21 protein-coding genes and 2 pseudogenes are annotated in these 25,154 nt (G+C 69.1%); 5 read left to right on the top strand and 18 right to left on the bottom strand.

Going from position 1 to position 25,154, the window contains the following annotated elements:
• Positions 1–672: 672 nt before the first annotated feature.
• On the top strand, positions 673–1,593 hold the full coding sequence (locus tag RKD20_RS00225) for a transposase (RefSeq protein ID WP_424875791.1): 921 nt from the start codon (positions 673–675) through the stop codon (positions 1,591–1,593).
• Here RKD20_RS00225 and RKD20_RS00220 read toward each other — a convergent pair.
• A pseudogene (locus RKD20_RS00220) lies at positions 1,475–2,828 on the bottom strand (IS701 family transposase); the annotation flags it as partial. The gene RKD20_RS00225 and the pseudogene RKD20_RS00220 sit on opposite strands and share 119 nt — an antisense overlap.
• 527 nt (positions 2,829–3,355) lie before the next feature.
• On the opposite strand from RKD20_RS00220, the gene RKD20_RS00215 reads away from it, so the two are divergent.
• Positions 3,356–3,616, top strand: coding sequence for a hypothetical protein (locus RKD20_RS00215; RefSeq protein ID WP_424875790.1), 261 nt, complete (start codon positions 3,356–3,358; stop codon positions 3,614–3,616).
• 207 nt (positions 3,617–3,823) lie between these two features.
• Here the strand turns inward: RKD20_RS00215 and RKD20_RS00210 are convergent, their stop codons facing one another.
• From RKD20_RS00210 to RKD20_RS00135, 16 genes and pseudogenes are all read right to left on the bottom strand, one after another.
• Positions 3,824–4,945, bottom strand: coding sequence for an IS630 family transposase (locus RKD20_RS00210; protein ID WP_424875765.1), 1,122 nt, complete (start codon positions 4,943–4,945; stop codon positions 3,824–3,826).
• Positions 4,946–5,073: 128 nt separating this feature from the next.
• A complete protein-coding gene (locus RKD20_RS00205; protein ID WP_424875789.1) occupies positions 5,074–6,726 on the bottom strand; it encodes a diguanylate cyclase domain-containing protein in 1,653 nt (550 codons plus the stop codon).
• Positions 6,727–7,776: 1,050 nt separating this feature from the next.
• Positions 7,777–8,619, bottom strand: a pseudogene (locus tag RKD20_RS00200) (IS5 family transposase).
• 422 nt (positions 8,620–9,041) lie between these two features.
• The gene (locus tag RKD20_RS00195) at positions 9,042–9,728 is read right to left on the bottom strand and encodes a hypothetical protein (RefSeq protein WP_424875788.1); all 687 of its coding nucleotides are present in this window, start codon (positions 9,726–9,728) and stop codon (positions 9,042–9,044) included.
• A 41-nt stretch (positions 9,729–9,769) separates the two neighbouring features.
• Positions 9,770–10,294, bottom strand: a complete 525-nt coding sequence (locus RKD20_RS00190; protein ID WP_424875787.1) for a hypothetical protein — start codon at positions 10,292–10,294, stop codon at positions 9,770–9,772.
• Positions 10,267–11,544 (bottom strand): MCE family protein, encoded by a 1,278-nt coding sequence (locus RKD20_RS00185; protein WP_424875786.1) that lies wholly within the window; start codon positions 11,542–11,544, stop codon positions 10,267–10,269. Before RKD20_RS00185 ends, RKD20_RS00190 begins: the two co-directional genes overlap by 28 nt.
• On the bottom strand, positions 11,541–12,818 hold the full coding sequence (locus tag RKD20_RS00180; protein WP_424875785.1) for an MCE family protein: 1,278 nt from the start codon (positions 12,816–12,818) through the stop codon (positions 11,541–11,543). The genes RKD20_RS00185 and RKD20_RS00180 overlap by 4 nt, the downstream gene beginning before the upstream one ends.
• On the bottom strand, positions 12,815–13,921 hold the full coding sequence (locus tag RKD20_RS00175; RefSeq protein ID WP_424883103.1) for an MCE family protein: 1,107 nt from the start codon (positions 13,919–13,921) through the stop codon (positions 12,815–12,817). The genes RKD20_RS00180 and RKD20_RS00175 overlap by 4 nt, the downstream gene beginning before the upstream one ends.
• An 8-nt stretch (positions 13,922–13,929) precedes the next feature.
• On the bottom strand, positions 13,930–14,910 hold the full coding sequence (locus RKD20_RS00170) for an MCE family protein (RefSeq protein WP_424883102.1): 981 nt from the start codon (positions 14,908–14,910) through the stop codon (positions 13,930–13,932).
• Positions 14,911–14,993: 83 nt separating this feature from the next.
• The gene (locus tag RKD20_RS00165) at positions 14,994–16,031 is read right to left on the bottom strand and encodes an MCE family protein (protein WP_424875784.1); all 1,038 of its coding nucleotides are present in this window, start codon (positions 16,029–16,031) and stop codon (positions 14,994–14,996) included.
• The gene (locus RKD20_RS00160) at positions 16,028–17,260 is read right to left on the bottom strand and encodes an MCE family protein (RefSeq protein ID WP_424875783.1); all 1,233 of its coding nucleotides are present in this window, start codon (positions 17,258–17,260) and stop codon (positions 16,028–16,030) included. The genes RKD20_RS00165 and RKD20_RS00160 overlap by 4 nt, the downstream gene beginning before the upstream one ends.
• 5 nt (positions 17,261–17,265) lie before the next feature.
• Positions 17,266–18,069, bottom strand: coding sequence for an MlaE family ABC transporter permease (locus tag RKD20_RS00155; RefSeq protein WP_424875782.1), 804 nt, complete (start codon positions 18,067–18,069; stop codon positions 17,266–17,268).
• A gap of 3 nt (positions 18,070–18,072) precedes the next feature.
• On the bottom strand, positions 18,073–18,843 hold the full coding sequence (locus tag RKD20_RS00150) for an MlaE family ABC transporter permease (RefSeq protein ID WP_424875781.1): 771 nt from the start codon (positions 18,841–18,843) through the stop codon (positions 18,073–18,075).
• On the bottom strand, positions 18,840–19,781 hold the full coding sequence (locus RKD20_RS00145; protein ID WP_424875780.1) for an ABC transporter ATP-binding protein: 942 nt from the start codon (positions 19,779–19,781) through the stop codon (positions 18,840–18,842). The genes RKD20_RS00150 and RKD20_RS00145 overlap by 4 nt, the downstream gene beginning before the upstream one ends.
• Positions 19,782–20,064: 283 nt before the next feature.
• Positions 20,065–21,084 (bottom strand): sigma-70 family RNA polymerase sigma factor, encoded by a 1,020-nt coding sequence (locus RKD20_RS00140; RefSeq protein WP_424875779.1) that lies wholly within the window; start codon positions 21,082–21,084, stop codon positions 20,065–20,067.
• A 114-nt stretch (positions 21,085–21,198) separates the two neighbouring features.
• Positions 21,199–22,224, bottom strand: coding sequence for a lytic murein transglycosylase (locus RKD20_RS00135; RefSeq protein ID WP_424875778.1), 1,026 nt, complete (start codon positions 22,222–22,224; stop codon positions 21,199–21,201).
• Between the two features lie 480 nt (positions 22,225–22,704).
• Here RKD20_RS00135 and RKD20_RS00130 point away from each other — a divergent pair, with 480 nt between their 5' ends.
• The 3 genes from RKD20_RS00130 to RKD20_RS00120 all read left to right on the top strand — a co-directional run bounded on the left by RKD20_RS00130 (position 22,705) and on the right by RKD20_RS00120 (position 24,659).
• The gene (locus RKD20_RS00130) at positions 22,705–23,247 is read left to right on the top strand and encodes a hypothetical protein (protein WP_424875777.1); all 543 of its coding nucleotides are present in this window, start codon (positions 22,705–22,707) and stop codon (positions 23,245–23,247) included.
• Positions 23,248–23,981: 734 nt separating this feature from the next.
• Positions 23,982–24,503 carry a MerR family transcriptional regulator gene (locus tag RKD20_RS00125; protein WP_424875776.1) on the top strand — a complete coding sequence of 174 codons (522 nt, stop codon included), beginning with the start codon at positions 23,982–23,984 and terminating at the stop codon, positions 24,501–24,503.
• Between the two features lie 6 nt (positions 24,504–24,509).
• Positions 24,510–24,659 carry a VOC family protein gene (locus RKD20_RS00120; RefSeq protein WP_424883101.1) on the top strand — a complete coding sequence of 50 codons (150 nt, stop codon included), beginning with the start codon at positions 24,510–24,512 and terminating at the stop codon, positions 24,657–24,659.
• A gap of 85 nt (positions 24,660–24,744) precedes the next feature.
• On the opposite strand, the gene RKD20_RS00115 is transcribed toward RKD20_RS00120, so the two are convergent.
• Positions 24,745–25,053: a hypothetical protein gene (locus RKD20_RS00115; RefSeq protein WP_424875775.1), complete on the bottom strand. Its 309-nt coding sequence runs from the start codon at positions 25,051–25,053 to the stop codon at positions 24,745–24,747.
• Positions 25,054–25,154 lie beyond the last annotated feature (101 nt).

The raw sequence follows: 25,154 nt of genomic DNA, 5'->3' as shown, positions 1-25,154 counted from the left end.
TCTATTGCCCCGACCGTCCCCTTTTTGGAGCGGCATGTTGGGAAGGATCATTGGCCGTCCAATATCCTTGGACTTGCGGCGAACGGCTGAATTAATGCACAGATTCAGAGGGAGCTGTGCCGGCGCATCGGAGATTCCTGTCATCGGTGGCGGGGTCGCGGTGCAATGGGTGGGTATTGACTTCCAATACTTTGATCATGCAGTGACGCTGGCGCAATTCGATGACGTCAATACGCCACATTCGGCCGACCGAGCGGCACCCCAAAAGAGACCCTACTGTACAGAAAGCGGCGCATGCGAGAAACGTCCACATGACTGTATTCCACATCTTCCTTTTCTCCGTCGCTCCGGGTTTCACTGTCGTAGTATGAAAGTGGTGCTGCGAAAACGTAATTCGCGGTACACGGATAACCCTCGGATGTATACGGGGACACGGGCGAGGTGGAAAACAACCCACACAGAGCAACTGGATGACGTTCCGTGCATCCCATTTACGGACAGCGGTCGGGTAGGAGCTCGTGCGCACTCGGGATTGAGACCTGATCCCTCGGCGGTGCCAGTCGAGGGACGCGAACGCCTCCCCGCCCGCGCGGCGAGCGACTGCCTACATCCGAGGAGTTCTACGACTGCCTCTACACGCGGGCGGATGCGCTCTTCGAGCTCACCGACGCGGTGCTGTGCTCGGACGGCCCGGTCACCTCGCTGGTCGAGTTGACGCTCACGGCCGAGCACCGGCGAGGCCACGGGGCGATGTACGACGCCATCAACCACGGCTGGCTCAAGCAGACTGCGCCGCCTGCGCAGTCTGCTTGCCTCCACGCCACTGCCGCGTGCCGCCGACGGGCGCATCTTGCTCGCCGTGGTGCCAGCCGACGGGCTGCGGCCCGACGCACCCACCAACCCGGAGCTGCTGTTCTGCCAAGTCTACGGGCGGGGCCGCAGCGCGGATCAGTTCATCCCGGCTGGCCCTACTCCTTCGTCGCCGCGCTGGAGACGGGACGCACGTCTTGGACGGCCGTGCTGGACGCGATCCGGCTCGGGCCGGCCGACGACGCCACCGCGGTGACCGCCATCCAGCTGCGGGAGGTGGTCCCCCGACTCGTTGGTGCCGGGCAGTGGCAGCCGGGCGACGCGGACATCCTCGTCCTCATGGACACCGGCTACGACGTCACCCGCCTCGCCTACGTCCTGGCCGACCTGCCTGTCGAGCTGGTCGGTCGGCTGCGCTCGGACCGGATCATGGTCCGGGATGCCGGACCTCGTCGCTCCACCCCGCGTGGCGGGCAGCCCCGCAAGCACGGCGGCGTCCTCACCTTCTCCCAGCCGGCCTCCTGGCACCACGACGTGCGACACCACTCGCTACGGCACGGCCGAAACCCTCGCCTGGGACCGGATGCACCCACGCTTGCAGGCCCGCGGTCCCTGGCTCGTCCACTTACCGGTAGTTCGTGGAATCCGGTGGTAGAGGTCAACGCCGTGTCCGGTGGCGACCGCGTCGATCAGGGTCTGGAGCTGGGAGGGCGGGTCCTTGTCCGTCCAGGCTCGCCACCATCGGTTCAGGGCGGTGGCGGGGGTGAGCCGTGCGCGGAGTGAACGTAGTGCCCCGGGCCAGCAGGGCAGTTGGGGTGGGTGGGGTTCGCTTGGTCCCCCTCTCTGGCCGGTCGTCGGGACACGGGTCCGGTGCGATGGGATCCAGGGGTCCGGATGCGGTGAACCACTGGTCCCAGCAGAAGGAGAAGGCGCAGTTGACCAGGGTCTGGTGGCGGCGGATGGCACGGTCGGAGCGGACTTGGAAGTCAGCCCAGCCGAGCTCGTCCTTGACCTGCTTGTAGCTCTGCTCGATCCAGCGCCGCAGGCCGTAGAGGCGGACGATTTCGGCGAGGTCAGCCGATGGGTGGGGGCCGGTGGTGGCGTGGGGTGCGTCGGGGTGGGGCAGGTTGGTGGCCAGATACCAAGTGGCCTTCGGTGGCAGAGTGGCCGGGTCGGTGGTGGCCACGACCAGACGGCAGCGTGAGCCGGGACCGTAGCCACTCAAGTGGGCATCGGCGGCCCACCAGATCTCGGTGTGCCCGTCACGGAAGTGACGCTCCACGGGTGTCCACTCGCCGGGACGCCTGGCATCGTGCCAGGCCAGGGCATGGGCTGCTTCGCTGGGGGTGTGCGGCTGGTCGGCTCGGGCCCAGGTGCCGCGGTGCGGCCTGAGCGTGACGGCATAGGCCAGGCCGGCCTCGCGCAGAGCGAGGTACCAGTCGTCGCTGACAGAGTAGGCGCAGTCGGCAACCACCGCCCGGCAGCCGAAACCCGCCTCCTTCCCACGGGCCGCGAGAGCAGCGGCCAGCTGCGGTTTCGTACGAAACGCCGGGTCGGAGCGGCCGCGGGCGAAGTGGTGGGCAGGGGTGCAACGACTCGTGTGCAGCGGGTAGTACACGCGGCCGTCGGTCCATACCGTGGTCACCGTGACGACGCCGTTGTCCGTCTTTCCCAACCGGCCCAGCCACTGCCGGCCCACGTGCGCGGTCGCCGTGCCGTCCTTGCGGTCCCCGGAATCGTCGATCACGATCACCCCGCCGTCGTGCGGCGCCGTCGCCGGCTCCTCGCGCAGCAGCTCAAGCCGCCGGTCGTTGACCCGCTCGCCCTCCCACGGCGACTCGGACAGGAAGAACTGCAGCCGCTGCACCCCCGGCATCCCCGCCCCGGTCGCCGGCTCCGCCCCCGGCCAGGCAGGTGATCGTCTTGTTCCGCTCCCGAGGCGCCAGCAGCCCGGTCAGGTACTCGCGAAACTCCTCCAATGGTCCCGGCGCGGGCGGACACGGACGGCGAGCGGTCATCTTCAGCCCCCAGCCAGGCAGTTGACTTCTGCCACCGGCCTACGACCAACCTGGCCTACCATCAACCCGCACCCCCACCGGATTCAACGAACTACCGGTAGCTGCCCGGGCTCGACAGGGTTCCGGCAGCGATCGCCCTTCCTCGTGCGTGCGACGCACTGCAGTGTGTGGGCGTCGCCGCTGGGGTTGATCCACAGGCGACCGCGCAGCACGACCACCTGGCACCTCGGACTCATGATTCCGCTCCATCCTGTTCCGGGCGCGTGCACAGGTGCGCGGACGGGCAAGCCGGGCAGCCCCGTACCTGCGCGAGTTCGGCGACGGCCACGGACGAACCATCCGGCCAAAGGGTGGCCAGGGGTCAAAACGGACAGTACGGGCTAGCGCTCGCGGAAGTGCTCCGATCCCGCGCCTTCACCCGACCGAGTGGTCCTGGGCATGGAACCACGGAGGCGGTACCGGCCGCACTGAACGAGCGGCACGGCGATCTCGAAACGGCCACCTGGCAGCCGGATGAGTACGAGCGGATGCTGGCGAACACAATGCAGGCCGAAGACGGGGCCCGCGCCCAGGCCGTATGGGAGAGGCTGCGCGCGGCCGGTCCTAAGGTCCCCCACGAGCGGCTTGCTGTGGTCGCGGCGAGGTGCGCCGCCGTGCTGGACTCCCTCAGCCGCGCGGCATCCGAGGACGGTCGGGCGCTGCTCCTTGCCCTGGACGACGTCCTGGATCTGGCCGTGGCGCCGGGCGGGCCGCCGGCTGGGGCCACCGACAGCGCGGCGGCTGGATGACGAAGAGGTGATCGTAAGCGGGTGCTTGCCCAGCCCCGCCCCGGACAGAGGGGCGTGTGATGCGATCCTTCGACGCCGGTGACAGTCGTACGATGCGACGTGCACCGCAGGGGCCGCCTGTGGGGCGAACAAGATTCCGGTCGGGCGCAGTCCGTTTCCGGGGCCACGCGAGGCTAGTGCTGTGACCGGGTTGGTTCGCCGGGTTGGTCAGGCCGCGGTGGTGACGGGGCGTCCGCCCCAGCGGATGCCCTTCTCGCTGCGGATGCGGGCGCGTTCCTTGCGTTCGGCGGCCAGGACGCCCGGGTGGCGGGCGTTGGCGTTGCGCCAGCGCAGGTAGGCGTGCAGGGTCCGGGTCTGCACGGTGTGGTTGGGGTGGTTCGAGTTGGCGATGGTGAACTGCCGCAGCGGCCCGAAGTGCGCCTCGATCGGGTTCGCCCACGAGGCGTAGGTCGGGGTGAAGCACAGCTCGACCTTGTTCTTCCGCGCCCAGCGGCGGATGTCGGCGCCCTTGTGGGCCGACAGATTGTCCATGATCACGTAAATCGGGGCGCCGTCCGGGCGGGCGGCACGGATCGACTTCAGTGCGGCCAGCGTGTTCCCGGCGCCTTTCTTGCGGCGGTTCACGCCCCACAAGCTGTCGTCACCGACCGAGTAGCAGCCGTGGAAATACCGGACTCCATGGGTGCGGTGGTAGGTGGCCGGCAGCCGGTCGGGATGTCCTTGTTCGGCCCAGCCTGAGCCCGCGGTGGGCCGGATCCCGAGCGGGCCAAACTCGTCGAAGGCGAACACCCGGTCCGGGAAGCGGTGCAGAACCTCCTCGATGCGGTCGAGCTTGGTGTCGCGCTCGGGGTCCGGGGACTCCTTCCAGGTTTTGGTGCGCTGGAAGGTGATGCCGCGGCGGGCGAGCAGGCACCGTAACGCCTCGCGGCCGATCCGGATGATTCGGCCGTGGACTTTGCGCAGGTAGGCGACGAGTTTGCGCAGTGACCAGCGGGTGAAGGGCTGGCCGAGCTTGGCGGGGCGGGTGATGGCCGTCTGGATGACGAAGTCTTCGTCGTCAGGCTTGAGTTGGCGGGGACGGCCTCCCGCCCATTGAGGGTCCAGGCAGGCCAGGCCGATCTCGTTGAACCGATGGATCACGTCCCGGATGGTGTCCTCGTCGGCCTGCACCAGCTGGGCGATCACCGGCACCCGGTTCCCGCCGGCCGAGGCCAGCAGCATCATCGCCCGCCGGTAGCGCACCGTGCTGGTGCTGCCCCGGCGCACGATCTGCTGCAGCTTCTGCCCCTCCTGGTCGGTCAGTCTGCGCACACGGACAGGCTCGGCCACCGGACCTCCAGCGGTCGGATCGGACGACACCCCACATCCAACCGCCACGACCGCCAACCCGGCGAACCAACCCGGTCACAGCACTAGAGCGCGTCGTGGCGTTCGCTGTGTGGAAGAAGCCCCTGTCTTCACGCGATGGGCGTGCTGCGGTCGCCTTGATGGGCTGGCGGCGGGTTTCGCGCGGCCGGTTCGGCTGACGCCTGGAGAGGAATGGCCGAGTGGTGGGCCTCGGGTGATGGACTGTGGCGGTTTTGGTGGGGTTGGTGGGTGTGCATGCGGATGCGTGCTTTGCCTGCTCTTTTGGCCTCGTACATGGCCTTGTCGGCTTGGTGGAGGAGTTCGTCCGGTGTGACGCCGGGGAGGGCTACTGTCATGCCGATGGAGGCCGAGATGAGTGCATCGTTGCCTGCGATCTGGTAGGGCTGTGTCAGGGCGGACAGGATTCGCTCGGCGACGTCTCTGGCACGGGAGGGGTGTGTCCCGGCCTCTCCCTCCAGAAGGGCGGCGAACTCGTCACCGCCGAGGCGGGCTACGGTGTCTTCGGCCCGTACGGATGCCTGGAGCCGACGGGCGGCGTGGACCAGGAGAGCGTCGCCGACCGCGTGTCCGGCCGAGTCGTTGACGGCCTTGAAGCCGTCCAGGTCCACGAAGAGCACTGTGGGTGGGGCTGTGTGATTGGTCCGTTTCCGCAGGGCGTGCGCGACTCGGTCGGCGAAGAGGGCCCGGTTGGGCAGGCCGGTGAGCGCGTCGTGGAAGGCCAGGTGCTCGAGTTGTTCCTGCAGGGCGAGCCGTTCGGTCACATCGCGACTGCTGAAGATCATTCCTTCCGTGTGGTGGCTGACCGTCGATTCGACGTGGCGCCAGCGTCCGTCGGCGTGGCGGACCCGGCAGGACACGCGGCGGGCCGGGCTGCGGATCCCCGATGCGGCTTCCTGCCGCAGCGCCTCGACACCTTGAATCAGCGGCGTCACGTCGTCGGGGTGGCAGTACAGGGGCAGGCGGGCACCCAGCAGGTCCTCAGGCCGGTAGCCGAAGACGTGGTGGGCGGCAGGGCTGACGTAGCGGACGCGACCCTCCGGGCCGACGATGGTGATCACGTCGCGAGTGCCGTCGACCAGGGTGCGGTAAAGAGCCTCCCGGTGGGTGGCTTCGCGGGTGATATGAAGGTGATCGGCGTGGATGATGCCTTGCCGGATGCCAAGCGCGACAAGCAGCGAGCCTGCCAGGACCATGAGGGTCATGTCAGTGTGGCCGCCGACCATGGTGTGGGCTGCCAGGGCCAGGGCGCAGACGGCCACGGGCACGAAAGCGGCCACGACTGCGACGACGGGCATGAGGTGTTGGCCGACGTCCACGACGCTGGTGCCTCCGGCCAGCCATGGAGTCACGGCGATGAGGAGCAGGCCGGTGATCGAGCAGGCCGCCGCGCAAGGAATGCCGTACCAGGTGCCGGGGGCCGGCATGAGGATGCGCAGCATGTCGCCTGCGGACAAAGCGACGAGGGCCAGTGCACCCACCGTTGTCGATGTGCGCTCGGGACGCTTCAGTGCGAAGCGCAGTGCCACCAGAAGTCCGAAGACCAGGATGTCCGTCACCACGCGTGCCAGATCCTGAAAAGAACCGAACGCATCGCCGCTTCGGTCGGCGCGATGCAGCAGCAGCACCCAGCCCAGGGTGAGCAGCGAGCCGGCGATCATCCATCCGTCCAGGACTCGCCGCAGCCAGATCAGCGTCGTGCCGCGGTCTGCAACCGCGATCACCAGTCCGGCGATCGCCACCATCAGAGACAAGACGATTCCGGCGACTGCCAGCAGTTGGAGGACGAAGTGGACGCCACCAGCGGACTTTCCCCGAGAGGAAGAAAGGTGACCGACCACGAGATGGTGAAGGCCACCCGCGGCCGCAGAACCCGCAAAGAGTACGAGGCGAAGACGCCCCCGTCCGGCGGCCGCTCTGGCACGCCCAAGCAGGGACAGAACGGCCAGACCATACGCAGCCGGCACTCCTGCTACGGCCGGGATGAACAGCGCCGCTGCCGCGCCCGCGCTCACTGCGGCGGCAAGCACCCATCCCAGCCACAAAGTCCTGCCCCGCCCACAGGCTGCCGATGGCCAGCCGATACGAACGGCGTGCAACCAGCCCCACCAACCGGCCATGCCCAGCCTCACGCAAACCCCCGACAGTCATCAAGCCCAAGGAGGGCGGGCACGCCGTGTCCGGTCCGCTCCAGTCGAGAAGAGGATAAGAGGATGTCTAACGGATATCCCCGTGAAAGGTGATAAGTTCACCTGAAGAACCGATTTGCCCCTATGGGCTGACGCCCTGCCAGTTGCTATTCGAACCGCAGTCCATGACGCCTCACGGCAGCCAGGCAACGGCTGAACGAACGAATCTGAAACTGCGGCAACCCCTTTTGACCCGCTGATCCGCGCCTCCGGCGCGCCGGGAAAACCTCAGTCGTGCACCGTGCCCACGCCGATTCGAGCGACAGTGCGGCGGTGGCGACGCGGTGCATCCTCGCAGTCCGGTGCGTGCAGGACCGGTCGGGCCGGGGCCGCGGCCGTCGCGCAGCTTGGCAAAATACCCACCCGAAGGCCGACGCTCCCCGAAGACCTCACGGACCACCGACTGCGGCGACCGCTCCAGCTTCTCGGTGACGACCTGGTCATAGTCGACGCCGTCGACCGGCCGTACGTGGTCGGGAGTGCGTACCCATACTCGGTACTCCGCCGCCTCCTCGCCGCGGTCCAACTGGTGGAGGGGCAGTATCCCGATGACCATCCCGTACCCGTCGGCCGGCGCCTACGAGGTCGGGGGGGACAGGCGCACTGTCACGGTCGGCGATTCGGGCGTTCGTTCCAGCGGTGAGTCGTCCATGCCTGCCGGATCAGGCTACGCATGATGATGATCGTGTCGGTGAGGTCGAAGAAGGCGCCGATGACGGTGGTGCGCCGCTCGTAGCAGCGGGCGAGCCGGTAGAAGGCGTTCTGCCAGGCGTGGGTGCGCTCCGCGTACCAACGCTGACCGGCCTGGACCGGTGCCTTCTCACCGTTGTGCGCGAGCGGGCGTGGAAGCCGCGTTCGTCGAGCAGAGCGCGGGTCTTGCCCGAGTCGCAGCCGGCATCCAGGTGCACGGTGATGCCATCGGGTAGCGGGCCGAGGTTGTCCAGGCGGTTCAGCGTGGGGGCGAGCAGGGGTGAGTCGTGGCGGTTGGCGCCGGCCAGGACACGCCCCCAGTGGAATGCCGTTTCCGTCCGTCATGCCCGAGCGTTTCAGGCCCTGTTTGCCGCGGTCGACCGGTGACCGGCCTGCGGCCTCGCCGCCTCCGGGCGCCTTGGTGATGGAGCCGTCCACGGCGATGTGATCGAGAACGAGGCCGGCGATCCGGTCGTAGGACTCCAACGCGATCTGCTTGAGTCCGGCGAACACGCCGAGTCGGATCCACTCGTCGCGGCGGCTGCGGATCGTGGTGGCCGAGCAGGTCGTGTCGGCGATCGCCTCGTAAGAACAGCCGAAGCGCAGAAGTTGCAGGAGCTTGTCGAAGATGACCCGGTCGCTGATACGTCGGCGGTGGCAGCCGAGCGGATGGTCCGGGCGGAACTCCGGCCGCTCCGGAAGCAGGACGGCGAATTGGTCCCAGAGCGGTTCTGTCAGCCATGACGGCAGCGCGGGCACAGGTCACCCCAGTGATCACGAAACGTCGTGACCCCATGATCGCCAGGTCCTGTGCCCGCCCCGCTGCCGGGGCTTCCAACCGCGCCTATCCGCGCGACCTGTAAGAAGATATGAGCCACATCGGCCCGCAATTCGCAACGCTCGGTCGAGTCAGGAGACGGTTCTTCTGGCCTGCCGAGTTGTCCGGCAGGAGGAGTCGTTGGTACAGGGCGCCTCTGGCCGCGGTCTCACTGCTGGACCCCTCCGGCGTCCTGCCACCAGGCATGCAGGTCACGTCAGCGCAGGCCCTCGATGTAGCCGCGTCGCCACCACGGTGAACACGGAGTAGCCGCCACCATGAATGGAAGCCTGCCTGTGGTGAGGGGAAGCGCACCCATAAATGCCCCCGCGCGGAGGGCGCGAGGGCGGGCCGAAGAGGCTGGTCAGAGCGCGTCCACGGCGGTCACCTTCCAGCCGTCGGAGGTACGGCTCATCGTCATCCGCACGCGGTTCAGGTCCAGGCGGGAGCCTGAGACCTGGGTGCTCTGCGTGACCTGGTTGACGAAGAGCAGGACGGTGACCTTGTCCGGTGCCGCCGAGACGACGGAGGCCGCGGTGACCGATGCCTTGACCACCCCGTGGTACTTCTTCGCCGTCGGCCCGACGACACTCGCCGTCGTCTTCGCGTACTCGTCCCGGAAGTGCCCGGTCAGCCGATCGCGCGCCCGGGTGAAGTCGCGGTCCAGATGCCGGTAGTCGTACGACAGGACGACCGGCGCAGCCTTGCGTGCCGCCGTCAGGGCCTGCGCCCGGGCGCTCTCGGCGCGCCGCTCCTGCCCGTACTGCCAGCCGAGCACCGAGACCGCGACCAGGCCCATGGCCAGGAGGGCGCCGAGCATCGCGGTGAGCAGCCACTGCCGGGACGGGTGGGTCTGCGCCTCGTCCGTCAGGTCCTCGGGTGACGGTTCCGGCGGGTCCTCCCAGCCGTCCGGGGCCGGCGGGTCGATCGTCAGGGTGCGCCCGGTGAGGGGTTCCTCGGGCTGCTTCGGGTCCTCGACCCGCCGGGTGCGCTTGGCCGCCGCACGGGCGGCCGCGTTCATCGCGCGGCTGCGGGCTGTCGGGTTCGCCATCGTCGTACTCCTCACTGGTGGTGCGTGACCGGTGGTGCGGGTCAGCCCACGAATTCGACGTCGGAGGTCAGCCAGCGCTCGTTCCGGTAGAGCAGGTCGAGCTGCAGTCGGTAGGTGCGTGCCTCTCCCTTGGGCACGGCAGTGTTGGTGACCTTGCTGTCGGCGACCACCAGGACGCGGGCCGAGTGCGCGTCGGAGCGGACGATGCCGGCGTCGAGGACCTGCCCCTGGGAGACCGACCGGTTCTCGGCGACGAGCTTGGTCAAGTCCTGTGTCTGCGCGCTGAACTGCTTCTTGAAGTCACCGGTGGCGCTGTTGAGGACGTTGGCGCTGTCCCGGTCGTAGTGCCGGTAGTCGAGCGAGGTGAAGTTCAGCGCGGACTGGCGGGCGGCAGACAGGATGCCCTGGCGCCGCATGTCCTTCTCGTGCTGGTCGTAGAGGCGCAGGCTCAGCCAGAGAGCGGCTGCCGTGGTCAGGAGGGTCGCCACGACGAGTCCGACCGTGAGTGCCTTCTTGTTCCCGCCGAGTTCCTTCACGGTCAGGCCATAGGACCGACGAGCAGCCATTGCCACGACTCCTTTCCGAACACCGTCTGCTGGCCGCCCGTCGAGCCGATCTCGACGGGCTTTCCGTCCGGGCCGGTCGTGGTGCCGGTCTCCGGGTCGTACGGCGTGACGTACGCCGCCTGGTTCGCGCCGCCCGAAGCCGAGCGTGCGCCGGGGGCGTTCTGCGCGCCCCGTACCGAGGTCTTGCTGCCGCGCGGGGCGGTGCAGTGCGCGTCGGTGTTCGCCGCGCGCGTGCTGGTGTCCGAGGGGTCGCGCCGGGTCGTGCCGTATCCCTGGGTGCACGGCGCCGGGTCGTCGGCGTTCACCACGAGGCCGAAGTGGAAGGTTCCGTCGCCCGGGACGACGGTGTAGCTGCCCGAGACCAGCGCCGGGAAGGTGACGAGCGACTGCTCGACGCCGGGCAGGTGGGCCAGTGTGACCTGGCCGCCGCTGATCAGGTTGGCCAGCAGAACCGAAAGCTGCGGACCGGTCGACTTCAGCAGGGAGTTGACCTCCTGCGCGGCCGGCGCGGCATTGCCGATCAGCTTGCGCAGGTCTTTGTCGCTCGACTTCAACTGCGCGCTGAGCAGCGCCAGGTCGTGCGCGAACGACTTGATCGAGGAACCCTGGTCGGCCTGCGTCTTGAGGACCTTCCGGGAGTCCTCGATCAGCGAGATCGTCTGGGGCAGAGAGCCGGACGCCGACTCGACGAGCGCGTTGCCGGAGTCCACCAGCCGGCTCAGGTCGGGGCCGCTGCCGTTGAAGGCCTTACCCAACTCGTCGACGGTGATCCGGAGATCGTTCTTGCCGACGGAGTTCACCAGCCGGTCCAGGCTGAGGACGAGGTCGGTGGTGGGCAGCGGCACCCGGGTGCTGCCCCTCGGGATCGCGCTGCCGTCGAGGAGGTACGGGCCGTGCGAAGTGCGCGGCTGCAGGTCGACGTACTGCTCACCCACCGCCGAGCGGTTGGCGACCACGGCGAGGGTGTCCGCCGGGATGCGCGGCGTGCCGCCTTTGATGTCGAGGGCGACCGACACACCGTTGTCGCCGGTCAGTCCCAGCGAGCCGACGCGGCCCACCGGCACCCCGCGGTAGGTGACCTCGGCGCCCGGGAAGATACCTCCGGAGTCGGCGAAGTCGGCCCGGACGGTGTAGCCGCGGTCCAGGAGGCTGTCGACCAGGCCGGTGTACTCGGCACCGACGTACGACACCCCGACAGCGGTGACGGCGGCGAAGGCGAGCAACTGTGCCTTGACGGTACGGGTGATCACGGCTGGACCCCCTTCAGCATCAGCTCGGCGAGCGCGAGGTCGATCCCTTCGGGTGCGCGGGCGCCGGGGGAGTAGGCGCTTGTGCACACGGGCGGGCACAGCACGTCGCCGCCGCCCGAGGAGGCCGAGGGAGTCGGCAGGCCCGGCGTGCTCGGCAGCGCGGTCGGTGTGGGGACGCTCGGCAGGTCCGGGACGTTCGGGACGTCCGGGAGATCCGGCACGTCGAGCGTGCCCGGCGGCTGCGAACCGCCCTTGTCACCACCGGAGTTCTGGCCCGTCACGTTCCCGTACAGGTCCGCGAGGTCGAGGTCCGCGCTGAGGTGGAGGTTGACGTAGTCGCCCTTGACCGCCTCCGTGGCGTTGCGCGGGAACGGGTAAGTGGTCAGCAGCTCCAGGGAGTTGGGCAGGTCACTGCCCGCCTTGTTCAGCTGCTGCAGGATCGGCCGGAGGTGCTTGAGGTTCGCGACCGTGTCGTCGTGCGAGGCCTCGACCACCTTGGTGCCGGTCTTGCCGAGCTTCGACAGGGCGGTCAGCATCTTCGTCAGGTTGCGCCGCTCGCCGGCCAGGACCTGCAACGCGGGCGGCATCGTGTCGACGGCCTCGGCAATGGTCGCCTTCTCCTTGCCGAGCCGCCCCGCGAGCCGGTCGACAGCCTTGATCGCGCGGACGATGTCCGCCTTCTGCTCGTCCAGTCCGCCGACGAACGTGTTCAGCTCCTTCAGCAGCGACCGGACCCGGTTCTCCCGGCCGTCCAGGGCCTGGTTCAACTCCACGGTGATCGTCTTGAGCTGGGCCACCCCGCCGCCGTTGAGCAGCGCGGACAACGCGGACAGCACTTCCTCGACCTCCGGGTTGCGGCCGCTGCGGGACAGCGGGATACGGTCGCCGTCGCGCAGCCGGCCCACGGGGGCCGTGCCGGTCGGGGCGGCGAGCGCCACGTACTTCTCGCCCAGCAGGCTGGTCTGCCGCAGTTCCGCGACCGCGTTGGCTGGCAGCCTCACCGAGTCGGCGACCCGTAGCCGTACACGCGCGTGCCAGCCGTCCAGCTGCACTTTCTCGACCGCACCCACCGTCACGTCGTCGGCCTTCACCGCCGACTGCGGCACCAGGTCCAGGACGTCGCGGAACTCGACGGTGACGTGGTACGCGTGCCCGTCGTCGGCGGCACCGCCGGGCAGCGGGACGTCGTACCAGCCGTTGAACTCGCAGCCGGACAGCAGCAGCGAGCCGACCGCCGCCCAGGCGAAGGTCCCCGCCGTGCGTCGTATGCTCATGCGCTCGCCCCCAGGATCCCGCCGAGCGTCCTGTCGGTCGTGCCCGTCACCGCGGTGCCCTGCGTGGGAAGTTCCGGCAGGGAGTCGAAGAGTTTCGTCAGCTCCTTGCAGTCGGGGTTCTTGCCGCCTTCGTCGCCCGTCGTCCTGAGCAGGGAGCACAGGAGCGAGGCCGGATCCTGGGCCTGTTGGGCGTTGTTGCGGGTGTCGAGGGTGCCGGAGGACGGGTTGTAGGTGTTGTTCAGGTTGGACAGACCGACGGGCGCGACCGTCAACAGCTCGTTCAGCGCGGCCCGTTGGGTGACGAGCACCTTGGTCACCTTGCTGAGGCCCTTCACGTCCGAGGTCAGCGACTTCTTGTTCTTCTTCACGAAGGCGGACACATCACCCAGCGCCGTGGCGAGGTTCGCGAGCGCCGCGGCGAGGTCCTTGCGCTCGCCCGAGAGCTGCTCGGCGACCTTGGCGAGGCTGGTGTCGAACGACCGCACGCTCTTGTCGTCGGCCGCCAGCGCCGCCGTGAACACCTGCAGGTTCCGTACCGTGCCGAACAGGTCCGTGCGGCCGTCGGACAGTGTGGTGACCGCCTGCGAGAGGTCCTGGACCGTCTGGTTGAGGTTCTCGCCCTGTCCGTCGAGGTTGTCGGCGCTGACCCCGAGCAACCGCGACAGGGAGCCGTCCTTGTTGGCGCCCTTGGGACCGAGGGCGTCCGCCGTGGTGTGCAGGCTGTCGAAGACGCGGTCCAGTTCCACGGGTACGGCGGTGCGCTTCTCGGGGATGACGGCGCCGTTTCGCAGGACCGGGCCCCTCCGGTACACCGGCAGCAGTTGCAGATAACGGTCGCTGACCACCGAGGAGTTGATGATCGCGGCCTTCGCGGTGGCGGGGACCTTGCGCCCTTCGTCGTACTCGAACTCGACGCGCACCCGGCCGCCCTCGGGAGTGATCTTGTGGACCTCGCCGATGCGGACGCCGAGGACACGGACGTCCGAGCCGGGGTAGATGCCGACAGTGCGCGGGAAGTACGCGGTGACGTGGATCTTCCCGGGGCGCGGCCACAGCGCGTAGGTGAGCGCGGCGATCAGCGCCAGGACGGTGACCAGAACCAGGTTCCTCCTCACTGCCCGCCTCCCGTCTTGGGGACCACCGGAGAGGCGACGAGGTTCTGGACGTACGAGTCGAACCAGCGGCCGTTTCCGAGGGTGTTGGTGAAGACCCGGACGTACGGCGCGAGCAGCTTCACGCTGCGGTCCAGGCTGGACTGGTTGCGTTCGAGCATCTGCACCACACGGTTCAGGCCGCTGAGGGCGGGCCCGATCTCCTTGTCGTTGTCGTCGACCAGGCCGGAGAGCTCGATGCCGAGCGTGGCCGAGGTCTTGAGCAGCTTGTGGATCGCCGTACGGCGCTTGCTGATCTCCTTGAACAGGCTGTTGCCGTCCTTGACGAGGGCGGTGAAGTCCTTGGTGCGGTCGGCGAGGACACCGGTGGTGCCGTTGGCGTGGTCGAGGAGCTCACCGAGGGCCTTGTCGCGCGAGGCCACCGTGCGGGAGATCCGCGACAGGCCCTTGATGGAGGCGCGTACCTCGGCGGGCGAGTCCTGGAAGGTGGTGGAGATGGTGTCCAGGGCCTTCGCCATCTGCTCGGTGTCGACCTTCTCCGAGGTGGTGGTCAGGTCGCTGAAGGCCTGCACGACGTCGTACGCCGCCACCGTGCGCCGCAGCGGGATCTCGCTGCCGGGTCTCAACCGGCCCGGCCCCTTCGGCTGCAGGGCCAGGTACTTCGCGCCGAGGATCGTCTTGACCCGGATCGACGCACCGGTCTGCGTGCCGAAAGCCGGGGCGCCCTTGACCTTGAAGGTCACCTTGACGTGGTCGCCGTCCAGGTCGACGTCCGCGACCTTGCCGACCTTCACCCCGGCGATCCGCACCTCGTCGCCGGGCTTGAGACCGCCGGCCTCCGAGAAGGCCGCGCTGTACGTTTTTCCGTCACCGATGAAGGGGAGGCTGTCGGCGTTGAACGCGGCCACCGTCAGCAGCGCGAGGACGGTGAGGCCCACGGCACCGATGACGACCGGGTTGCGCTCGCGGAAGGGGATCAGGCGGGGGCGCCGGAGCCGTATGCGCGGGAGCCTGGGCGGGTCGATGCGCACCTTCATCGGGGACTCCGGGCGCTGCTTGCGCGTCACGATCCGCACCTCGCCCTCGCCACGTGCATGTCGGGGCTCACCACCCGCTTTGTCTTCGGCAGCACGATCCGGCCGTCGAAGTCGCAGAGATAGAAGTTGAACCACGAGCCGTACGACGCGGTCCCCGTCAGTGCGTTGAGCTTGTTCGGCAGCCGCTTCAGCACGCCCTCCACGGTCTTCTCGTTGTCGTTCAGCGTTCCGGTGAGATCGGTGAGTTGGGCGATGTCGTCCTTCAGCGGCGGCCGCGCGTCCGTCAGCAGCCCCGAGGTGGCGTCCGTCAGATCGCCGATGTTCACCAGCGACTCGCCGATCGGCTTGCGGTCGGCGGACAGTCCGGAGATCACCCGCCGCAGCTGCTTGAGCAGTCCGGAGAAGCGGGTGCCGCGCTTGTCCAGCGTCCCCAGCACGGTGTTGAGGTTGTCGATCACCGAGCCGATCAGCTTGTCGCGGTCGGCGAGCGTCGTGGTGAGCGAAGCCGTGTGCACCAGAAGGCTGTTGACGGTGCCGCCCTCGCCCTGCAGCGTCTTGACGATCTCGGTGGCGAGCTGGTTGACGTCCTGCGGGCTGAGCGCGGCGAACAGCGGTTTGAAGCCGTTCAGCAGGGCGTTGAGGTCCAGCGCGGGCTGCGTGCGCTTCAGCGGGATGGTGGCCCCGGGCCTCAGCCGGGTGCCGTCGCCCGCGCCCTCGGTCAGGGCGACGTACCGCTGTCCGACCAGGTTGCGGTAGCGGATGACCGCATGGGTGCTGGTGAGCAGCGGCCGGTCCGTGCCGACGGTGAAGGTGATCTCCGCAAGCGTCCGGTCCTTGATCCGGATGCCCTCGACCTCGCCGACCCGCACTCCGGCGACCCGGATGTCGTCGCCCTTCTCCAGGCCGGTGACATCGCTGAAGACGGCACGGTACGTGTGTTCGGGGGTGAAGGAGACGTTGACGATGGTGGCGGCCAGCACGGCCGTCGCCGCGATCGTGGCCAGCGCGAAGACGCTGAACTTGACGAGGGGAGCCGCGGTCTGCCGGGCCGGGGTTGTCCTCATGCCACACTCACCGCCGTCCCGCGCGCCATCGGCCCGAACAGCAGCGTCGCGACCGGCGGCACCTCGTCGGCCGGCACGCCCATCACCCGCGACACCAGCGAGCCTACGGCCCGCTGTTCGGCCCGGGTGGCGGAGACGCTGGGCAGGGACGAACTGCCTTGCTTCGAGCCGTCGTTGAGGTGCGTTCCGGGGGACGGTACCTGCGGGGTGGGCAGATCACGGCAGTTCGGTCCCGAGTGCTCGCCGTATTGCGGCTCCTCCCCGGGCTGGTACGCGCCCCGCTGCTGCACGACTTCGAGCGTGATGTGCATCCTGCCGCCCTGGAAGGCCTGATCGGAGGCCTGTTCCTCGTGGACCAGGCCGGCCAGGAGGCACGGGTACTCGGGGGAGTAGTGGGCGAAGAGCTCCAGGGTGGGGCGGGAGACCCGGCCGAGGGTGATCAGCCGGTCGCCGTTCGCGTCGAGGAAGTCGTCCGCGGTGCCCGCGATCGTCGCCGTCGTGGTGAGCGCGCTCGCGAGCCGGTCCCGCTCCTCGACCAGCGTGCGGCTGGTGGTGACGGTGTTGCGCAGGATCTCCATCAAGTCGGGGGCCGCATCGCCGTACACCTTCGCGACGTCGGCCAGGCGGGCGAAGTCCTCGGTGAGGGAGGGAAGATGGGGATTGAGGCGGTGCAGATAGGCCTCCAGGCGGGTGAGGTTGTCGCCGATCCGGTCGCCGCGGCCCTCGAGGGCGGTGGCGAAGGCGGAGAGCGTGGCGTTGAGCTTGCCGGGCTGCACGGTTCGCAGCAGCGGCAGCAGGTCGTTCATCAGTTGCTGCACCTCGATGCCGAGGCGGGTGCGGTCCTGGGTGATGACGTCGCCGGCGCGGATGGACCGGGCCGTGGTGTGCGCGGGCGCGACCAGGTCGACGTACTTCTCGCCGAACAGTGTCTTCGGCAGTAGGCGTGCCCGCACGTCGGAGGGGATGTCGGCGACGTACTGGGGCTTGAGCGCGATGTCGAGCGTCGCCTTCGTCCCGTCGGCGTGCACCGAGCGCACCTCGCCGACCAGCAGGCCGCGCAGCTTGACGTCGGCGCGCGGGTCGAGCTGGTTGCCGAGGCTGTCGGCCTCCAGCTTGATGGGCACGACGGGGGTGAACGCCTGCCGGTAGACGGCGACGGACAGCGACAGCAACAGTGCGAGAACGGCAAGGAACACCACGCCGTACAACCGCAGTCTCAGTACCCTCATACGGTTCACCCCGCAATCCGCACGGTCGTGTTGGCGCCCCAGATCGCGAGCGACAGGAAGAAGTCGAGGACGTTGATCGCCACGATCGAGGTCCGCACCGCGCGGCCCACGGCGACGCCGACGCCCGCCGGGCCGCCGCTCGCGTAGTAGCCGTAGAAGCAGTGCACGAGGATGATCAGGACGGCGAAGACGAGCACCTTGCCGAAGGACCACAGGACGTCGACCGGCGGCAGGTACTGGGAGAAGTAGTGGTCGTAGGTGCCCGCCGACTGGCCGTAGTAGCCGGTGGTGATGGTGCGGGCGGCGAGGTAGGAGGACAGCAGGCCGATCACGTACAGCGGGATCACGGCGACGAAGCCGGCGATCATCCGCGTGGTCACCAGGAACGGCAGCGAGGGCACTCCCATGACTTCCAGGGCATCGGTCTCCTCGCTGATCCGCATCGCGCCGAGCTGGGCGGTGAAGCCCGCGCCGACGGTCGCGGAGAGCGCGAGTCCGGCCACCAGGGGTGCGATCTCCCGAGTGTTGAAGTACGCCGACAGGAACGCCACGAAGTTGGAGGTGCCCAGCTGGTTCAGCGCGGCGTATCCCTGCAGGCCCACCTCTGTTCCGGTGAAGAACGACAGGAACGCGATGACGCCGACGGTGCCGCCCACGACCGCGAGGGCGCCGCGGCCGAAGCTCACCTCGGCGAGCAGCCGCAGGACCTCCTTCTTGTAGCGCCGCACGGTGCGGCCCGTCCAGGCCAAGGAGCGGCCGTAGAAGGAGAGTTGGCGCCCCAGCGCCTCGAGAGTGTCGAACAGCGCCATGCCTCAGCCCCTCTGCGGGACGACTTGGAAGTACGCCGCGGTCATCACGAAGTTCGTCACGAACAGCAACATGAAGGTGATCACCACGGACTGGTTCACGGCGTCGCCCACACCCTTCGGACCGCCCTTCGCGGTGAGTCCCTTGTACGAGGCGACGATCGCCGCGATCGCCCCGAAGACGAGTGCCTTGATCTCGGCCGCCCACAGGTCGGAGATCTGGGCCAGGGTGGTGAAGGAGGCGAGGTAGGCGCCCGGCGTGCCGTTCTGCAGAACGACGTTGAAGAAGTAGCCGCCGGCGACGCCGACCACGGACACCAGACCGTTGAGCAGGACGGCGACGACCATGGACGCGAGCACCCGCGGCACGACCAGCCGGTGGACGGGGTCGATGCCGAGGACCTGCATCGCGTCGATCTCCTCGCGGATCTTCCGTGCCCCGAGGTCCGCGCAGATCGCCGTGCCGCCCGCGCCCGCGATCAGCAGCGCGGTGACGATCGGCGAGGCCTCGCGCAGTACGGCGAGGACCGAGGCGGCGCCCGAGAAGGACTGGGCGCCGAGCTGTCGCGTCAGACTGCCGATCTGCAGCGCGATGACGGCGCCGAAGGGGATGGAGACGAGGGCGGTCGGCAGGATGGTGACGCTCGCGATGAACCAGGCCTGCTGGATGAACTCCCGTGCCTGGAACGGCCGTCGGGGCATCGTACGGACGACGTCCAGCGCCATCGCGAACAGGTTCCCCGACTGCCGCAGCGCACCGGTCGGTGACAGTCTCATTTGTCCGCCACCGCCTTGCGCCGCCGCAGCTCCGCTTCTCGCTCGGCGATCGCGTCCCATCGGGGCGGTCGGAGGATGCCTGGGCCCGGCAGCAGGCGGGGAGTCAGAGCCTGGCTGCCGGGAGTCTGTGTGCCGTTGTCCAGTTGGGCCAGCTCCTGCTCGACCTGGGCGGCGTCCTTCTCCTCTGCCATGCCGATCGGGCCCTGCATCCGCCCGTTCAAAAACTGCCGCACGACCGGCTCGTCACTGGTCAGCAGCTCTTCCCGTGGGCCGAACATGACCAGCTCGCGCCGGAACAACAGGCCGATGTTGTCGGGGACCTGGCGGGCCGAGGCGATGTCGTGGGTGACGATCAGGAAGGTGGCGTCGATCTGCGCGTTGAGGTCGACGATGAGCTGGTTGAGATAGGCGACTCGGACGGGATCGAGGCCGGAGTCGGGCTCGTCGAAGAGGATGATCTCGGGGTCGAGGACGAGGGCGCGTGCGAGCCCGGCCCGTTTCCGCATCCCGCCGGATATCTCGCCGGGGAGTTTCGGCTCCGATCCGATCAACCCGACCATGTCCATCTTCTCCAGCACGATGCGGCGGATCTCGTTCTCGGACTTGCGGGTGTGCTCGCGCAGCGGGAACGCGATGTTGTCGTAGAGATTCATCGAGCCGAACAGTGCGCCGTCCTGGAACAGCACGCCGAACAGCTTCCGCACCTCGTACAACTCGTGCTCGCGAAGCTTGGTGATGTCCCGCCCCGCGATGCGTACGCTGCCGCGGTCCGGCTTCAGCAGCCCGACGAGCGTCTTGAGGAACACCGACTTGCCCGTGCCGGAGGGGCCGAGCATGACGGACACCTCCCCGGCGGGCAGCGTCAGCGACACGTCCTGCCAGATGACCTGGTGACCGAAGGACTTGGTCAGCCCTTCCACACAGATCTCGACACCCATCCGGTCCACCTCTCGGCCCGTGGAGCTGCTCCGACATCTGCTCTACGGGGAGGGGCGGGCGGTCCGTCGCTCGGGAGGGAGATTTTTTTCGGGTGGGTCTGCGGGGCGGGGTCTGGGTGGGGTCTGAGGGGGCTCTGCGGGTCGGTTCGGGCGCGGCCCGCGGGACCGCTCGAGGGGCTCGCAGGGGGCGGTTCGGGTGGACGTGTGGTGTTGATGCAGGCGGGATCGCGGAGGTGGGTCGCGGGGCGGATTCAGCCGGGCCTGCGCCCTGTTTTGGGTGGGGTCAGGGGGCCGACGGGAGCGCGCTCAGGGCGGAGGTCGGCAGTGAGGCGGTCGGCAGCGCGGGAGTGGGGACAGCGGACCCGACTGGCGTGGTGGCCAGGTCGGGCAGATCCGTCACCGTCGGCAGTCCGGACACCTTGGGCACGCTGGGTACCCCCAGCACCTTCGGCACCGTCGGCGCCGAAACCTGCGGCAGAGACGGGAGCGACAGCGGTACCACCTGCGTTCCGTCGCCGGGGGACTCGGCCGCCGGGAGAGTGGTCGCCGTGGCCGAGGGGGCCGGTGACTGCCGGGCGCGGCTCGTGCCGGTGCTGTCGGTCCGCAGGGCCCCCGCGCCGGGAGTCACCGACGGATGCGGAGTCGTCGTGGTGGCGCCGCCCCCGTCCAGTGCGTACGGCAGCACGAACCCCGCCACCACCAGCGTCGCCGCCGTCGACGCGACCGCCACGGCCTGTGCCTTGCCGCCGGCCTTGAGGCGCCCGCGGCCGAGCAGGAACAGCACGAAGCCGAGCGTCGCGGCCAGGGAGGTGCGCAGGGTTCGGCGGGCCCGGGCGAGCAGAGACTCAACGGTGCGGTAGCTCAGTCCCATCTTCACGGCGACCTGGCCCACGTCCAGGTCCTCCGACTTCAGCCACAGCGCCTCCGCCTGCCGGGCGGGCAGCTCACCGCTGCGCCCCGCAAGCCACTTCGCCTCCGCCCGGTCGCACACCGCCTCCTCCACCGGCACCGGACCCGGCGCGATCAACCTCGGGCTGACGCCAACCTCGGCCTCGCGGTTGACCTGCCGGTACCGGTCGACGCACAGCCGCATCGTCACCGTCGTCAGCCACGCACCGAGCCGCTCCTCGTCGAGATCCGGCCGCTCCGCCGCGCGCAGCATCGCGTCGTGCACGGCGTCCTCGGCGTCCTCCTGGCTCATCGACCTGCGCCGAGCCACCTTGAGCAACTGCTCGCGGTGGCTCCACATGCGCCGCCAACGCTCGTCGGCGGCTTCCGTCTCCGCAGGCATCTCCGTCGCCATGAGGGCCCCTTCGCGCTCACTCGCCGGTGTCCCGGTCCGGCGGGTTGCGACATTACCGCCGGGTAGCCGCGGTTGTGGAGGGGGAGGAGGCCATCGATTCCGCGCCGTTACTGGTCAGAGGCCGGGGCCGGGGAGCACGTCACCGACGGGGAGGCCGATGCTCGGGGTGGGTACGGGGACGACCGGTTCCGCCGTACTCCCGCTCGCCGGGCGGGAGTTGGAGGGGGTCGGCGAGGCGGGGACGGACGGCGTCGGGGCCGGGGAAGGGGTGGTGCTCGGGCGAGGGGACGGTTTCGGCGTAGAGGTCGGCTTCGGCCGCGAGTGCTCGGGGCGCGTCGAGGACCGTACCCCAGGATCCGCCGTACGCGTCGAACCGTCCGGCACCACCCGATGCCCCTCCAGGAAGTACGCGTACCAGGCCCGCACCGTCCGCAGATACGCCGCCGAGTGGTTGTAGCCGAGGATCGCCCGGTCCAGCCCGGCAGCCTCGGACAGGTCCCACCCCGCCGCGCACAGATACCGCCCCGCAGCGAGCGCCGCGTCGAAGACGTTGTCGGGGTCGGATCGCCCGTCGCCGTTCCCGTCCGCACCCCACCGCGCCCACGTCGACGGGATGAACTGCATCGGCCCCACCGCCCGGTCGTACACCGCGTCCCCGTCGTACGCACCACCGTCCGTGTCCTGTACGACGGCGAAGGCACCGCCGTCCAGCCGCGGACCCAGGATCGGCGTCACCGTCGTACCGCCGGAGGTCACCCGCCCACCGCCCGCCTGCCCCGACTCCACCTGACCGATCGCGGCCAGCAACTGCCAGCGCAGCCCGCAGCTGGGAGCGGTGCGGCCGAGCTCGGCCTCGGCGTGGCGGTAGGCGGCGAAGACGGTGGCGGGCACCGCGCCGCCCGTCGCCACCGATGCCGCACCCGTGTCCGTGCCGGTGCCCTTGTGCCTGCGTGTGAGCGGTGGAAGATCCGTGCGGTACGGAGTGTCACCGGACACGCTCGGCCCGTGCTCCGCGGTCTCCCCAGCGGGCACGGCGGCCCGCGCCCCGGTCGCCCCCGGCGCCTGCGACGCCGTCAGCGCCGCCATCGCCGCCGCCGCGACCGCCGTAACCCTGACACGTCTGACCCTCTGCCCTGCCACGTCCCGATCCCCTTCCTATGAGCGGTGAGCTGCTCTCGACTGCTCTACGGGGACGGGCGGCACGTCCGTCGGTGTGCTCAGGGCCTGCCTGGCGGATCACCTCCTCGGCATTGCAGCTGCACGCTTCCTGAGATCGAGGAGACGGTGACTGGGAAAAACCGCGCGGATCTGTTCATGCAGACGCTCCAGCGGCCCCCGCCAGCCCGGCCCCACTGCATGGGTCCGCGCGGGGATCTGTACCGGGCGCGCAACAAGGTCAGCAGGGTCATCAGCCAGTGCTCCATCCTTGCGCACCGCGCGGTGCTGCGACTCAGCCCACGCGGGGTGCCGGCTGCGCGCCGCGCATGAGCACATGAGCACGCGCCCGGCGGCTGAACCCATGTCCGCTCAGCACCGCAGATGCGTGCATAGCCCCGGGATGTCAGTGGGGTACTGGACACTGGTCGTGCGTGAGTTGGCAACGAGACCAGGGGGAACTACGTGAGTGACGATGCCGTCCAGCTCGAGAAGCGCATCCGCTTCGCCTTGAGCATCCTCGGCGAGAGCAACAGCCACCACGAGTTCGAGGCCCTGTGTCTGGGCCTGGCCCGCCGCAGGATCACCAGCAATCTGCTGCCGGCGACCGGCCCCGTCAGCAGCGGCGGGGACCAGGGCAGGGACGCCGAAAGCCACTGGAGCAACATTCCCCGGGAGCCGCCCGGCACGTCCCTGTTCGCGTCGCCCGCCTCCACTCAGCGGGTGGTGGTGGCCTGCACCATCCAGGCCACCGACATCCCCGGAAAGATCCGAAAGGACCTGGCATCGATCTGCGGGCAGGGCACCCCCGTTGACCGTGTTATCTACTTCACGGTGACCGCCGTGCCCGCAAGGAAGCGGCACGACCTGATCGACGAAGCCGCCCGGACGCACCAGGTCGAACTGGAGATCTGGGACGCGGCCGCCCTCGCCTCCCGCAAGCGCTCCAGGAGGTCCACGAAGCCAAGGCCAACTGGCTGCGCGGCGACACCCTCGAGGGCGGCCTGATCATGCTGCTGCTGTGCGCGCGCCTCACGGGGCGCCGGCGTGAGCCGATCATGTGGCAGTGGCCGGCGTGGACCTGGACGGGCGGCTTACCGGTGCCTCGCCATCCACCGCGAACCGGTGGGCAAGCGGCAGCAACGTCGGCCACCTCCTCCGGCGACGCCATCGGGGTGCGCAGCACGGGGTCCGTCACCGGCGCCTGCCCGACCAGGAGTTGCGTGAACAGAAGGCGGGGGCCGGCGACAGTCGCGGTGGACATGAATGCTGATCTTGGTGGGCAGTCTGATCCCGCTTCGTGCACGACGACACGATGTGCATCCACCGGTGCACCAAGGGGCGGAAGGGGCCCGGTGCGTCATCAGCCGCGCGTCGGGCCCGGACCAGGTGCGCGTGTGCACTGCGGTCGGACGGAGTGGGACGGCGCGCGGGAGGTGCGGGCTGCAGCTGGTACAAGACCCGCTGCCTGACCGCACCCTCCGCCCACGAGGACGACCTGCGCCAACTCGCCTACCAGCTGATGGACGCCGCCGGCCTGCAACGCGGTCGCGAGTCGTCCAACACCCGGCACGGCGACCGTGCAGGAGGCTCGTGTTGCTTCCTGGGCGGGCCTTTCGCTGTCAGAGGGGCAGGCTGCCGTGTTCGTGCAGGGCCTGCGCGAGGTGACTGGCGAGCGGCTCGGTGGTGTGCAGCACTGCTTGCTTGACTCTCGGGCGACCCGAGACTCGCAGAATGGTCCCGTGCTGAGCATCGGGAGCTTTTCGCTGGTCACCGGTCTGTCGATCACTGCGTTGCGGCATTATGACGACGTCGGGCTACTGAAACCCGCCTACGTCGACCCCGAGACCGGATACCGACGGTACCGGTCTGACCAGGTTGACGAGGCGCGTCTGTACGCGACGTTGCGCCGTCTCCAGGTTCCCTTCGAGGTCATGCGCGCGCTGGGCGAACGCGGCATCGACGCTGTGCTTGCCGAGCACCGTGAACGCCTGCAAGCCAGAGCCGACTCGCTGACGAAGCTCATAGAGACCGTAGATCGCTACCTGGAGAAGGGGCTGCCCGTGAAGACTCGCCGTATCAGCCAAGTCACGATCGTGGCCGATGATCTGTCTGCGTCGGTCGCGTTCTACCGCGATGCTTTCGACGCCGCCTACGACGAGGAGATCAGCTCGTTCCAGTTCGGCTCATACCCGGACGACGACTTCTTCCTCTTGACGGTGGCCAGCCCCGGGTCACACCCGTGGCCTGGCGGCCCGGCCTAGTTCGGCCTGAGTGTCGAGGACATCGACGCCGCGCATGCGCGTGCGCTCGCCGCCGGCGCCGTGGAGATCGAAGCACCGGTCGACAGGCCGTGGAAGCCACGGTCGTCGACGGAGCAGGACCCCGGCGGCAACCACATCGACCTGTACCAGGGGTGAGCCCAAGCCAGCCCGGTGTGTCAGGCGAGAGGTCATCAGGGCCGACACCGCTCAAGCAATGATCGGCCGGACAGTTCTCTCCGCTTCACGACGTGTGGCTCAGCCAGCGCTGCAGCGCGGTGTCGATGCTGGGGGACAGGGTGCTGAGCTGGTCGATGGCGTCTCGGTCTTCGGGCCGGGGCGGGATGCCGGCGACGGTCAGTGCGGCGTGCAGGGCCAGGCGGCGCTGGTCGCGGGGGCTGATGGGGATGCTGAGGCGCTCGGCGGGGTTGGGCGGCGGCAGCAGGCAGTTGGTGTCCTGCCCGGCGGCCGGGGGCCAGGCGCTTTCCGCCGGGTCGCCGGCGTAGGGGTCGACGAAGGTCTGCGGCGTGTGGTGGTCAAGGGCGATGCTCACGTCGGTCTCCTCCAGCAGCGGGTGGATGTGCAGGGGGAGATCCTCAGACGGCCTGGTGTGGTTGCGGCTGTCGGGGGATGTCACGCCGACGGCGTCATCGG

The organism is Streptomyces sp. SLBN-8D4 (assembly GCF_049739545.1).
GTDB classification, from domain to species: Bacteria; Actinomycetota; Actinomycetes; order Streptomycetales; family Streptomycetaceae; genus Streptomyces; species Streptomyces canus_C.
This window is presented reverse-complemented; position numbering and strand designations above follow the sequence as displayed.